This window comes from Algisphaera agarilytica (assembly GCF_014207595.1).
GTDB lineage: Bacteria > Planctomycetota > Phycisphaerae > Phycisphaerales > Phycisphaeraceae > Algisphaera > Algisphaera agarilytica.
In genome coordinates this window covers 3477180-3490167 of sequence record NZ_JACHGY010000001.1, presented here as the reverse complement: position 1 = coordinate 3490167, position 12988 = coordinate 3477180, and the positions used below count along the sequence as shown (strand labels likewise).

Annotated in this window: 12 protein-coding genes; 5 read left to right on the top strand and 7 right to left on the bottom strand. The window is 62.2% G+C overall.

What is annotated here, in order from left to right; genetic code table 11:
* Positions 1–112: 112 nt before the first annotated feature.
* From proC to HNQ40_RS15165, 3 genes are all read right to left on the bottom strand, one after another.
* The gene (proC, locus tag HNQ40_RS15175; protein ID WP_184678675.1) at positions 113–925 is read right to left on the bottom strand and encodes a pyrroline-5-carboxylate reductase; all 813 of its coding nucleotides are present in this window, start codon (positions 923–925) and stop codon (positions 113–115) included.
* A 68-nt stretch (positions 926–993) separates the two neighbouring features.
* Positions 994–2070 (bottom strand): hypothetical protein, encoded by a 1077-nt coding sequence (locus tag HNQ40_RS15170; RefSeq protein WP_221435558.1) that lies wholly within the window; start codon positions 2068–2070, stop codon positions 994–996.
* A gap of 87 nt (positions 2071–2157) precedes the next feature.
* Positions 2158–3027: a prephenate dehydrogenase gene (locus HNQ40_RS15165; RefSeq protein WP_184678673.1), complete on the bottom strand. Its 870-nt coding sequence runs from the start codon at positions 3025–3027 to the stop codon at positions 2158–2160.
* A gap of 113 nt (positions 3028–3140) precedes the next feature.
* Between HNQ40_RS15165 and HNQ40_RS15160 the strand changes: the two genes are divergently transcribed.
* Positions 3141–4151: an acetyl-CoA carboxylase carboxyltransferase subunit alpha gene (locus HNQ40_RS15160; RefSeq protein ID WP_184678672.1), complete on the top strand. Its 1011-nt coding sequence runs from the start codon at positions 3141–3143 to the stop codon at positions 4149–4151.
* Positions 4152–4368: 217 nt separating this feature from the next.
* Here HNQ40_RS15160 and fmt read toward each other — a convergent pair whose 3' ends face one another.
* Entirely contained in the window at positions 4369–5319 is a 951-nt protein-coding gene (gene fmt, locus HNQ40_RS15155; RefSeq protein WP_184678671.1) for a methionyl-tRNA formyltransferase, read from the bottom strand.
* Between the two features lie 150 nt (positions 5320–5469).
* Positions 5470–6009, bottom strand: a complete 540-nt coding sequence (gene def, locus HNQ40_RS15150; RefSeq protein WP_184678670.1) for a peptide deformylase — start codon at positions 6007–6009, stop codon at positions 5470–5472.
* A 274-nt stretch (positions 6010–6283) separates the two neighbouring features.
* Here def and HNQ40_RS15145 point away from each other — a divergent pair, with 274 nt between their 5' ends.
* Both HNQ40_RS15145 and HNQ40_RS15140 read left to right on the top strand, forming a co-directional pair.
* Entirely contained in the window at positions 6284–6670 is a 387-nt protein-coding gene (locus HNQ40_RS15145; RefSeq protein WP_315852779.1) for an HU family DNA-binding protein, read from the top strand.
* A complete protein-coding gene (locus tag HNQ40_RS15140; protein WP_184678668.1) occupies positions 6667–7899 on the top strand; it encodes an aminotransferase class I/II-fold pyridoxal phosphate-dependent enzyme in 1233 nt (410 codons plus the stop codon). The genes HNQ40_RS15145 and HNQ40_RS15140 overlap by 4 nt, the downstream gene beginning before the upstream one ends.
* Before the next feature lie 19 nt (positions 7900–7918).
* On the opposite strand, the gene HNQ40_RS15135 is transcribed toward HNQ40_RS15140, so the two are convergent.
* A complete protein-coding gene (locus tag HNQ40_RS15135) occupies positions 7919–9472 on the bottom strand; it encodes an SHOCT domain-containing protein (RefSeq protein WP_221435557.1) in 1554 nt (517 codons plus the stop codon).
* 120 nt (positions 9473–9592) lie between these two features.
* A complete protein-coding gene (gene ispG / locus HNQ40_RS15130) occupies positions 9593–10846 on the bottom strand; it encodes a flavodoxin-dependent (E)-4-hydroxy-3-methylbut-2-enyl-diphosphate synthase (protein WP_184678666.1) in 1254 nt (417 codons plus the stop codon).
* A 69-nt stretch (positions 10847–10915) separates the two neighbouring features.
* Here ispG and HNQ40_RS15125 point away from each other — a divergent pair, with 69 nt between their 5' ends.
* Together HNQ40_RS15125 and HNQ40_RS15120 are read left to right on the top strand one after the other, a co-directional pair.
* Positions 10916–11965 (top strand): type I phosphomannose isomerase catalytic subunit, encoded by a 1050-nt coding sequence (locus tag HNQ40_RS15125; RefSeq protein WP_184678665.1) that lies wholly within the window; start codon positions 10916–10918, stop codon positions 11963–11965.
* 214 nt (positions 11966–12179) lie between these two features.
* Positions 12180–12941, top strand: coding sequence for a hypothetical protein (locus HNQ40_RS15120; RefSeq protein WP_184678664.1), 762 nt, complete (start codon positions 12180–12182; stop codon positions 12939–12941).
* Positions 12942–12988 lie beyond the last annotated feature (47 nt).

Sequence of the window (12988 nt, the reverse complement as noted above, 5' to 3'; positions counted from 1 at the left end):
GCCTGGATCAGAATGTCCGGCTGACTGCACGCTATAAAAATCTGAATACGTTAAATAGCATGGCCGTGGTGAACTCAGCACCACGGCCATGTTTTATGGGTTCAGGCTTGTGTCACTTGCCCAACTCGATCGAGCGGTCCCGTGCAGCGCGGAGCGCCGCGACAATGGTCTCGCGGACGCCCTGTTCTTCGAGATGGCCAATGGCGGCGGCGGTCGTGCCGCCGGGGCTGGTGACCTTACGGCGCAGCTCCGCGGGGGTGTCGTCAGACTGCGAGAGCAATTCGGCGCTGCCCAGGATCGTCTGGTTCACTAGAAGTCGAGCCTGCTCGGACAAGCCGAGTTCGTCCGCCGCCGCCTGCATCGCCTCGGCCAGGTAGAAGACGTAGGCCGGGCCGCTGCCCGAGACGGCCGTGACCGCATCCAGATCTTTCTCGCTGACCCGTACCGCCTCGCCGCAAGCTCCGAACAGCCGCATCGCCAACTCGTCGTCTCCGGGCTGGGCGTGCTCGCCGAGCGCGACGCCCGCCATGCCCTTGCCGACCATCAACGGCGTGTTGGGCATCACGCGGACCACCCGCACCGGCTTGCCGATCGCCTCGCAGATCTTGGCGCTGCTGATCCCCGCCATGATCGAGATGAAGGTGTGCCGTTCGGGGTCGATCGCCCACCACGCCCCCTGCCCCGGCTCACCGAGAGCCGAGAGCATCTGCGGCTTCACCGCCAACACGACCGTGTCCGCCGCGTTGACTAGGCCGAGGTTGTCCGAAGCGCTGGTCACGCCGAACGACTCGAACACCTGTAGGCGTTCTTCGCTGGGGTCGGCCGCGATCATCTGCTCGGCCGGGATGACACCGGTCCGGGCCGCACCGCGGGCGATCGCTTCAGCCATGTTCCCCGCGCCGATAAATCCCAGCGGATATCTCATCGGCACAGCATAACCGCCTAAGCGCCCACAGGCACTGAGCAACGCCCCCGTTGCCTAAGAGGACACAATCAACTGACCGAGGCTTGCTGCACAAACCATTTCGATCGATTGGGATCAAAGATCAAGAACTTTTCCTTGGCCTCGAACCACTCTTTGAGCTCCGCATTGCTGCCACGCGCCGGAGTCAACAGCATAATGATGCTCCGTGGGTCTTCTCCATGCCAGAACATATGGGCGTGCTCGCCTTCTGGGTCTTCATCATCCGGCAGAGCCCCGAACAGCACGCCCAATGCATCGAGGTGGCCGTGCGCTGCTGCGAATTGAGCCACCGCAAGGCGGTCGTGCTGATCATCGAAGCGGCTCATCTCCCAGGCCAGTTCAACCGCGTGATCCAAATCAAAATCACGCTCAAGCCGTAACAAGTCGTAGGCCTCATCGATCTCCCAGGCCTCCATCCCCGCGAAATACCGAGCCACCGCATCGTGATCACCAGGCTCCGCAACCACCAGAGCCGCCCGGAACCACTCGATCGGCAAGTCCTCCCGAGCGCGTAGCCCATCGAGCAGAGTGGGCGTTGCTTCCTCAACCCACCCGTTGCTGATCAGGACTTTAACCAGCCCGGGCTGTTGGGCAAGCTGATCCAACACCAGTTCCTTGTGGTCACGCCACTTGATACGGTTCAAGCCGTAATCGATGTGGTGGTGAAGGTTGTGCAGCGACATTGCATCGATAATGACCGGTGGATGCAGATTGCCGATCTTGGCCAACAACCGTGTCTGTGGGTCCTGGGGGCTGAAGCTGTTCTGACCTGCGGTTAGCAGATCGATTTCCTGGACCAGTTGTAACGCCTCGCCCTCGGTGAGATGGCCGTTGATTTTGGCTTCGATCTCCGCCAATTTTTCTGGGTCGGCCTTCCGCTCTTGCCAAGCGTCGCCCCATGGCCCGAGGTCTTCGACTTCATCGACGGGCTTCGGCTGCTCCGAAAGTTTTTCTTCCAGACTGTCTACCTGAGCCTTCAGGGCTTTCACATCCGCTCGTAACAACTTCAATTCTTCGAGCATCTGCTCTTCCACACTTGGCTGCGCGGATATCCCCGTCGGCAGAAAGGCCACCAAACAACACAAAGGCAGCAGCAAAGTCTTCATCCCGTAGGCTTGCATATAACACTCCCGGTTCGTCGCGATAGATTTCGAATCAAATTGTAAGCCTGTACGCCCCCGTGTAAAAGAAAATCAGCCCCGCTGATCCTCCCAATCCGCACGTCGTTTCTGAACTTCCGTCAGCCGTTCCAGCAGACCATCGGCATCGCCCTCGTGGATCATCTGGCGTATCTCACCAAGCACTTCAACCAAGCGATCCAAGGCTTCGCCGATCGGTTGACGATTGGCCATGACAATATCCGTCCGCATCGGCGGATTGCTCAGGGCCAGCCGACTCGTGTCACGGAAGCCGCTCGATGCCAGGTCCAACGGTCCCATCTCTCCCGCAGTCATCGCCAGCATCACCGCCATCAGGTGAGGCAGGTGCGACACCGCAGCGACCTGTCGGTCGTGATCCTCAGCCGACATCGTAAACAGCTTCGCCCCCAGCAGCTCCCACAAAGCCGTGACATGGGCAAGCGCCCCTTCATATGTCTGATCATTGGGACACAACACACAAGGCCGTCCCTCGAAGAGGTCGGCTTGCCCCGCCTCGGGGCCCGACTGCTCCGACCCGGCCATGGGGTGGGCCGGCACGAAAAACTGGGGCATGGATAGGAACTTCGCAGCATCCGCCTCCACGCTGCCCTTGGTCGATCCTACATCGGTAATGACCATCCCGGGCCGCTGATGCCCCGAGAGTGAGCTGAAAACCTCGCCGAATTTACTGACCGGGACCGCCACGACCACGATCATCGCTCCGTCGCAGTCCGAGACCGCCTTTGCAAGCTTGGTCTCGCCCCGCTCAATCGCCCCCAACCGGCGGGCGGTCTCCAGAGTCTGTTCACGACGCCCGACGCCGATGATTTCACCCGCGAAACCTCTGGCCCTCAGCCCCAGCCCCACGCTGGCCCCGAGAAGCCCCACCCCCACAATCACGACTCGGCGAATTTCATCCAGCATGAGTTCTAACTATAATGCAGTTTACGCTTTATCACGACCCCCCAGCCGCCACGAAAATCCGTGCCCGCGGCCCCCAAACCAGCGCCTAGCGCCCAACCCCTAGCGCCTGCCCCATGACCACCCTCTCCGAATACACCGGCAACTACGAACTCGAATTCGAGCGCCCCCTGCTCGCCCTCGAACGCCAGATCAACGAGCTTGAAGCCCAGGCCGACCCCGACCGCTCGGCCGTAGGCCTCGACCCCACCGTGGACTTCTCCGCCGACCTGCGCAAGCTCCGCCAATCCCACACGGCGATGCTCAAGAAGATCTACAAGAACCTCAACGCCTGGCACACCGTCCAGGTCGCCCGCCACCCCGGCCGGCCGCAGACGTCCGACTACATCGACGCCTTTGTCAAAGACTTCACCGAGCTGCACGGCGACCGCCACTTCGGTGACGACCCCGCCATCATCGCGGGCTTCGGACGCATCGGCCCGCACAAGTGCCTCGTCGTCGGCCACCACAAGGGCAAGACCGTCAAAGACAAGATCGCCTGCCACTTCGGCTGCGCCCACCCCGAAGGCTACCGCAAGGCGCTGCGTTGCATGAAGCTCGCCGAGAAGTTCGGCCTGCCCATCGTGACCTTCGTGGATACCCCCGGCGCCTACCCCGGCATCGGCAGCGAAGAGCGCGGCCAGGCCGAAGCCATCGCCGTGAACCTGCGCGAGATGTCACGCCTGAAAGTGCCCATTGTCAGCGTCGTCATCGGCGAAGGCGGATCGGGTGGCGCGATCGGCATCGGCGTCGCCGACAAGCTCGCGATGCTCCAATACTCCTGGTACTCGGTCATCAGCCCCGAAGGCTGCGCCGCGATCCTCTGGAAGACCGCCAACCCCGAGAACAACGCCAAGGCCGCCGAGGCCATGAAGGTCACCGCCCAGGACAACCTCAAGATCGGCACCATCGACGAGATCCTCGAAGAACCCCTCGGCGCAGCCCACCGCCGCCCCTCCGCGGCCTGCGACCAACTCGAGAAGTTCATCATCCAGTCGCTGCGCGAGCTCAAGCGATTCAAGCCAGAAAACCTGGTGAAGAAGCGTTACGACCGGCTACGTCTGCTGGGGTCCTACCTCGGGGATTGATATCCAGGGCCGCGATTAAAACACGCCTCAGAGCCCTGGAAACGGGTTTTCTGAGATTTTCGTGAATTTCTTTAGGCCCCTAAGCCCGCCTGCCCGATATTGGTTGTAGCTCACGACCTGTCAACAAGCACCCCGAGAGCCACTTCTAAGGCTTAGGCTGGAATAAGGGCAGCGTTACGTGGGCTGTTTTTTTATCTGCTATTTTCGGATGCAAGCCTCAAGACAAAGGCGAAAGCTTGTCGCCCGGCTTGATTCCGTGCCCCTTCAAAAACTCGGCGAACGCCATCGCTTTGCCGCCGGGGGCTTGGACCTCCAGCAATTCAATGCTTCCCGATTCGCAAGCAATCGCGAGGTTGTTTAACACGGTGCCGGGGGCTTGCGAATCTTTCGTTGAAGGATGATCCGAAACACGGCGGAGCATCAACGTCTGTTCTTCGCCGGTCGAGTCGCTACGCCAGACGACACGGCAACCCGGCCAAGGCGTCAGGCCGTGGATACGCGATCGCACCCGTGCGCCGGGCTGATTGAAATCAACGGTGCCGTCGGCCTTCGTGAACTTGCGTGCCTTGGTCGCCAGCGTGTGGTCCTGAACGATCGGCGAGAGCGTGTCGTTCGCCAGATCGTCCAGCACCTTCGCCACGCAGCCGGGGCCGAGCTCGGCAAGTCGGTCGTGGAGTTCTCCCGCGGTTTCATTGGGGTCGATCGGTGTCTCGGCGGTGGCGTAGATCTCCCCCGCGTCCATCTTCTGGGCCAGGCCGATCACACTGACGCCGGTGACCGCTTCGTTCTCGATCATCGCCCAGTTGATCGGGGCCGCGCCGCGGTACTTGGGCAGCAGCGAGGAATGCACGTTGATCGCCAGCCTACCCATCGCACCGAGCAGCTCCGGCGAAAGCTTCTGGCCAAACGCGATCACCACCGACGCATCGGGCGACAACGCCGAAATCTGCGCGACAAACTCCGGCGTATTCACATCGTCGGATTTCAACGTGTCGATGCCCTGCTCGGCCGACCACTGCGCGATCGGCGTCGGCGTAAGCACACGCTTGCGCCCCGCAGGCTTGTCGGGCTGCGACACCACCGCGATCACTTCGTGGTCCAGCGAGGCGTGTAGGGCTTGAAGCGTGGGCAGGCCGAAGGCGCCGGCACCGAAGTAGATGAGTTTCATGGGTGTGGGGGTGTTGGGGGCTTGGGTGTTGGGGGTTAGGAATTGGGGAACGAGCGATGACACGGCCGAGGCACCAATTCCATGGCTCGTTGAAAAGAACTTCCAACTAACATCCTACTGCCTACTGCCTACTGCCTACTCCCACAACGCTCACGCCCCACCGGCTTCGAGCTCGGCGATCGCACGCTTGTTGGCCATACGATCGATGCGGGTCATCTTGTCGAGGATCAGGACGCCGTCCAGGTGGTCGTACTCGTGCTGCCAGACGCGGGCGGGGAAATCGTCGCTACTGAGGGTAAAGGGGTTGCCATCACGGTCGAGCGCGGACAGCGTGATTTCGGTGGGCCGGGTGACCTCGGCGGTGATGCCCGGCAGGCTCAGGCAGCCTTCGTCGCGTGGTTCGGTGTGCGAGCCGGGAGAGGACAGCTGTGGGTTGATGATCACGGTGTCTTCGCCGGGCTCGTTGGTGGGGTTGATGACAAACATCCGCCAGGGCAGACCGACCTGCGGGGCGGCCAGGCCCACGCCGCGGGCTTCGTGCATCAGTTCGATCATCCGGTCTGCGACCCCGCGGACGTGGTCGTCCACTTCATCCAACGGCTGAGCCACCTCGCGGAGCACCGGGTGGGGGTACAACACGATGCGCAGGGCGGCGGGATCGACTTCAGAAGGCAAGGGAGTCACGGGCATTTGGCGATTCCGGGCATGGTCCGGTGACAGAATAGGTAAAGCGGGAGCGGATGGAACAGTTTAAACAGGCCGCTTCCGGCCCCCCTCCGGCCATCTTATGGGGTTGCCCGCGGGGCAACAACACCGGACCTCCATATCGTTAATCTTAGTCCAGAAAACGATTTGGGGCTTGACCGCGGGGCGTCGGGTTGCCATACTGCGTAGGTCCTTTGGGGTTATTCAAGGCAACCGAGAGCCGGCCCGACCGTAACACTCTCGACCCCGCCGACAAGGTGTGTTGCCCATTCCGCCTGCCCTATCTGAGCCGCTCCCGAGGTTTTCGTCCATGGCTACCGTCACCAAGAAAGAATTGATCGACCAGATTGCCGAGGCGACCGGCCAAAAGCGGGTGGTCGTGAAAAACATCGTCCAGACCTTCCTCAATTCGATCATCCTCGAATTGGGCAAAGGCAACCGCTTGGAATTCCGCGACTTCGGTGTCTTTGAGGTCAAGCAACGCCGTGCCCGCATGGCCCAGAACCCCAAGACCCTGGAACCCGTTCAGGTCCCCCCGAAACGCACGGTGAAGTTCAAGGTCGGCCGACTGATGAAACTCACCCTGAGCGAGAACGGCTCGGACATGGGTGACATCGAGATCGATCTCGACTCCGACGACGAATGACCGCTCCCGACGCGCAAGGCGTTTCTCCCCGTAACGCGGCGGAGAACCTGCGGCGACGCCTCCAGGCCGATCTAGCCAACCTCGAATCCAACTCCCTCCGACGTGAGTTACGAGCACTGCCCTCTGCCGGCAAGCGTGTGCTTTGGCGTGGCAAGACGATGCTCAACCTCGCGGGCAACGATTATCTTGCGCTCGCCGACCACCCCCATCTCAAAGCCGCGGCCAAGCAGGCCATCGAGCAACACGGCGTGGGCAGCGGGGCCAGCCGACTCGTCGCCGGGCATCTGGACATCCACGAGCAGACCGAAGCGTCCTTCGCCGCGTTCAAACACGCTGAGGCGGCGCTGATCTTTCCCACCGGTTACACCGCCAACCTTGCGGTGCTCACCGCGCTTCCGCAGCCCGGGGACCTGATCTGTCAGGACAAGCTCAACCACGCGAGCCTGATCGACGCCGCGAAGTATTCCGCCGCTGAGGTTCGTACCTACCCACACAGCCACGGCCCGCCCGACCACCGCAAACTCGCCCGTCTTCTCGAACGCCACCTCGCCGAGTCCCCCGAAGCGACGCGGTGGATCGTGACCGACTCGGTTTTCTCCATGGACGGCGACACGGCCGACCTGCCCGGGCTGTGCGAACTGGCCCAACGCTACGACGCCCTGGTCGTCATCGACGAAGCGCACGGCACCGGTGTGCTGGGTGAAACGGGATCGGGCCTCGCCGAGCAATTGGGCGTTTCCGAACACATCCTGATCACGATCTCCACCGCGAGCAAAGCCATGGGAAGCCTGGGCGGGATCGTGACCGGCGACCGGGCCGTGATCGAAACCCTGATCAACCGAGCCCGTCCGCTGATCTACAGCACCGCGGTTCCGCCCGCTCAGGCCGCCTCGATCGGTGCGGCGATGCAGGTGATCGCCGACGAGCCCGACCTCCGCCTCCGGCTGCATGAATTAAGCCAAGCGCTGCGCGACCGGCTGAGCGAGTTAGGCTGGCCAAGCCTGCAGCAAGCCATCCCCACGCCGATCGTGCCGTTGATGACCGGCGAGATCGATGCGGCCCTGGCTCTGCAACAACGTCTCGAACAGCACGGAGTACTGGCCGTGGCCATCCGCCCCCCCACGGTTGCTCCCGGCCAGACTCGGGTTCGGCTCAGCCTCCGCGCCGACCTGACCGACGAAGACCTCGCCGCGGTCGTGGCTGCCGTCGGCCCGTCTATGCACTATTAACCTCAAAGCGGCTGACGCCTTATCGGGGACCAAGCTCGGCCTGGCCCACCGTGTCCAGGAACTCGTCGTACAAGTTCTTGGCGCCGGCAAACCAGTAGCTCACACAGTAGCCGTCCTGCACGCCCGTCAGGATGGTGGCCCGAACGTTGCGGTTGCTTCTCGACGTGACGTGCATGCGATGGGATTCCAAACCTCCCATGCTTGCCGCACGATCGCTCGAACGCAGCACCAAGTCATCGAAGACGCCGTTGGCCCGGGCGGTTTGGGTCAGGATGTCGTGCATCTCTTGACGGAAGTCGAGGTATTCCGGGCTATCCAAACCCGTGGCCGCCGGCCCCACCGCGACACCGATGGTGGCACGGTCGTCCCGGACCGAAATGCGTTGCAGGACGTCGCAGGCTTTGCCGATCGCGCGGTTCCGCGCTTCGGGGTCGTTCTGGTCGGGCCAGCCCGTCTGCCAATCTTTGACCACCATGGTCACCGCGGCCTGCCCCGAGCCCGACGCCTTCGCATCTTCCATCGATGCGATCGACTCATCGATCTCGAACATCGTCACGGGCAACCCGCCGTACGGGTCGGCTTCGGCGGTCTCTTCGACCGGCTGTTCCGGCGGCATCTCCACCACCTCAGCCTCGACGGGTGCTTCGACTTCCGTCGTTTCCTCGGGAACCGCTTCCTCAACGGCCACTTCCTCGGCCGCGTTCTCGGCTTCGACGGGAGCGGTGGGCTTGGGGGTCTCCGCGACTTCGGTGGACGATGAAGGCGACCCGGAGATCGCCATGAAAGCGGCGTAACCGGCTCCGCCGATGATCAGCACAACAATCAAAGCCATCACCGGCTTCGGCAACAGGCCGGGCCGATCGTCCCGCTTGATCACCGGACGCCCACCCGTGCCGTCGGCCGAGCGCGACATGGCCTGAATCGCCAGCGTTTTCCCGGAGTAGATTTCCTTCTTGCGTTCGCGGTACTCCTCGGCACTGATCTGCCCGCTGTGCTTCAGGTCGTTGAGCTCGCGGAGCTCGCGCATCTGGGTCTGGCTGTTGTTCATCGAGACGCCAGACATCGAACCGGCGGGCGGCATGTTCATCTGGTAACCGGTACCCCCGCTGCCGGTCCCGTCGAGTTGGATGGACGAGCCACCCAGGGTCGAGCCGTGAGAACCGCCTTCGGCCAGAAGGTCGGCCTTCTCCAACTCGAGGTGGGTCATGTCGATGAGGTCGCCCTTGGCCTTGGACAGGTTGAACGCATCGACCTTGAGTACGGTGCCGCAGAAATTACAAGGCGTCGTCTTGCCGAGCCTGGCCTCGGGGACTTTGATGGTTTTCTGGCACGCGCCGCAGCCGATGAGGATCTGGCGGAGTCGACGGACGCCCGACCCCATGCTGGTGTCTTGTAGGCCCGAAAGGTCCGCGAGCGGCTGACTCTGATACTGATCGTCGTCCCCGTCCAGCGAGGGCTCGGAAATCGGCACACGCTGCGCGGTCTGACACGCGGGACAACGCACCCGCTTACCCGCGTACTTATCCGGCACCGACATGGTGCGTCCGCAACCCTGGCAATCGAATGTAATCATTTAACCGATACCCCAAAAAAAGTACTTCCAAGCCAGACGAGCCCGAAAAAGCGCCCCCAAAAAGAATTACGTCAACCCAATCATCTTGGAACAGTTTACAAGATTTAGCGACCAATCGGTCTATTTTCCTTCGACCGTCAGCGTGGCGACCTGGCCCGCCGCGATCTTTTCGATCCCGCTGCCCAGCTCCCCGATGGGGTCCGGCGGGACGATATCGACAACCTTTTCGCCCAGGCTCGCCTCTCCAGCCTTCACCCGGGCCTCGAACTTCTTGCACTCTTCGAGCAAGGCGGTGAGGATCTCGGCCTCGGGCACCGTCGCGACTTTTTCGCCTTGGACATAGATGATTCCTCGCTGCTTGCCCGCAAAGACCGCGACATCCGCCCCCTCGGCCTCGCCGGGACCGTTGACGATGCAGCCCATCACCGCGACCTTGATCGGCAACTCGATTTCGTCCGCCATGATCTCACGGACCTGCTGAACGAGGGTGAACAAGTCCACCTCGATCCTCCCACATGTGGGACAAGCGATCAGGTCCACCCCTTTGCGTTCCCGCAGGCCCAGGCAATAGAGCATCTCCAGCGCGTCCTCGACTTCGTACACCGGGTCGTTGGCGTAGCTGATGCGCACCGTGTCGCCGATGCCCGCCGCGAGCAGGTGCCCGAGCGGGACCACGCTGCGGATCGTGCCGGTCTCTTTCGGCCCGGCGTGGGTCACGCCCAGGTGCAGCGGGTGGTCGAAGCGTTTGCTGATCTCGGTGTAAGCGGCGATGACCAGCGTCGGGTCGGGCGACTTGGCGCTGATGGTGATGTCGTAGAAATCGTTCTCGTAGAAGATGTCGAGGTATTCCTCGAGCTTGGTGATCATGATCGCGAGGAAGTGGCCGTGCTTGTTGTCGGAGAAGACGCCGCCGAGCTCTTTGAGGCGTTTCTGCTTGTCCTTGCGTTCGATGATCGAGCCTTCGTTCACGCCGATGCGGATGGGCAGCTTCTTTTCTTTGCAGGCGGCGATGACCTCTTCGACCTGCTTGCGGTCGTTGATGTTGCCGGGGTTCAGGCGGATCTTGTGGATGCCCGCTTCGACGGATTCGAGGGCCCGGCCGAAGTGGAAGTGCACGTCTGCGACCAGCGGCACGCTGACCTGCGGGATGATCTCTTTGAGCGCGGCGGTGTCCTTCTTGCCGGGCACCGCGACCCGGACGATGTCGGCCCCGGCCGCGGCCATGCGGTTGATCTCGGCCACGCAGGAATTGATCTCGTAGGTGTACCCCGAGGTCATGGTCTGCACAGACACCGGGGCGTCGCCACCGATCTTCACGATGCCCACGCGTTCGTCGCCGAGCTGGACCTGCCGGGTTTTACGTCGCTCAATCATGCTCAGATTATAAGGGCCACCCACCCGGGCGACCGCTCGCCACGGACAAATCGATATGATGCCCTGACCATGACTAAGACGCCTATGTACCCGCTTTTGTTCACCCCCGTTTACAAAGAAAAAGTCTGGGGCGGACGCACCCTCGAAAACCTGGGCCGCAGCCTTCCCACCCCGGAGGCCATGGTGGGCGAATCGTGGGAGCTGGTCGACCTCGCCACGACCTCGGTCTCCGGCGGCGGCGGCGGGTCCGAGCGGTCGGTCATCACCAACGGCCCCCTCGCCGGGCAAACGCTCGCCCAGGTGATCGCCGATCACGGAAGCGACGTCCTGGGCAACCTGCCGCTCTCGGACGACGGCGGGTTCCCGATCCTGCTCAAGTATCTGGACGCCAACGAAAACCTCTCGGTCCAGGTCCACCCCTCGCCCGCCTACGCCGAGGCGCACGACGACGCGTTTCTCAAGAGCGAGTCGTGGTACATCGTCTCGACCGAGCCGGGCGCGGTCATTTACAAAGGCATCAAGGAAGGCGTCACGCCCGAGCAACTCCGCGCCGCCATCGAAACCAACACCGACGAAGCGGTCGTCCCGCTGATGATCGAAGTCCCGGTGAAACCCGGCGACTGCCACTACGTCCCCTCGGGCACCTGCCACGCTTTGGGCGCGGGCATCCTCGTCGCCGAGGTGCAGACGCCTAGCGACACGACCTACCGCGTGTACGACTGGGGACGTACCGGCCGTGAGCTGCACGTGGATCAAGCCATCGAGTGCATCCACTTCGGCCCGCCGGACGTGAGTTCCTACGAACTGTTCACCGCCCTACCGTCGAAGTCCGACGGCGCGACGGTCGAGCGTCTGGTCGTCTGCGAGTTCTTCACCATCGACAAAGTCACCGCGGTCGCTGGCTTCGAAGACGTCGCGGGCGAGAACCAACCCACGGTCTGGATGGTGCTGGATGGAAGCGGCGAACTGACCTGCGACGGCGCCGAACCCGTGCCCTTCGGCCCGGGCGACACGGTCCTGCTGCCCCCCGGCATGACCGGCGGCAGGGTGAGCGTAACCAGCGATGCGCAGTGGCTGGAAGTCGGCTTCCCCCAAGCGGCCGCCAGCCAGCTTGCGTAGAACGCTCGGGTATTTCTGGATATCGCGATTCGGTTATCGGGCCGCTGGATAGGGGCCGGCTGTAACGTCTATGCGACTTAAGGCAGATACACCTCCGTTGGAGGCGGTTTTTCATGCGCGCCCGCATCAAAGTGCTCGCCACGAAAGAAACATGAGGCATGGTTGATCACCAACCAGACCCATTGTATCTGATTCAAAAGCGTAGCACTCAACCATGTTCAAATCAATGACTTTCGTGGCGGCACTCACCCTTTCTTCGATCGCTGGCGTCGCTCAGGCGGGGTCTTCCTACTCGTTCGAAGCCAACCGGATCGGCAAGGCGTTTTACAACCAAGACGGGGAAAAGATCTCGGCAGGGATTAACGACAAGGCCGGCAAGGTCCACAGCTTCTCCGGCGAATACAACGAGAAGGCCCAGACGTTCTCCTGGTCGGTGACGGCGAACAAGCGTTGGGACAGCCTTTGGCTCGTGGTCAACTCCGGTGGGAATCCGAAGACCGCTGGTCAGCAAGGCAAGATCGGGATGATCTACTTCAGCCGCGAGAACGGCAACAACCTGTCCATCTACAAGTATCAAAACGCCAACAGCTACAAAACCCAGGAACTCATCGCGAGCTCGAAAAACGATGACAGCTTCATCAAGTCGATGGGCTTCACGAAAGACAAGAACAAGCGTACGGGCGAATTCACCCTCGACGTCTCGGCGATCAACAAGGCCTTTGGCGACGACGGCATCGGCTTGGCCTACGGTGAAACCATCGGCGTCTGGATGCACGTCTTCGACCGTCGCGGCAAAAACGGTGCGGTCTACGGCAAGGACGGCGGCCTAGTGGATTGGGACTACAAGAAGCACGGCTGGGTCGACACCGATGGCTTCGGGACTGCCAAGGCCGTACCGACTCCGAGCGCCGCGGCGGCGGGCATCGTGGGCATCGCGATCGCCCTGCACCGCCGGCGCAAAGCCGAAGCGGCCTAACCCCAACGAAAACACATAATGAATATGAAAGCCCCGGTTTCGACCGG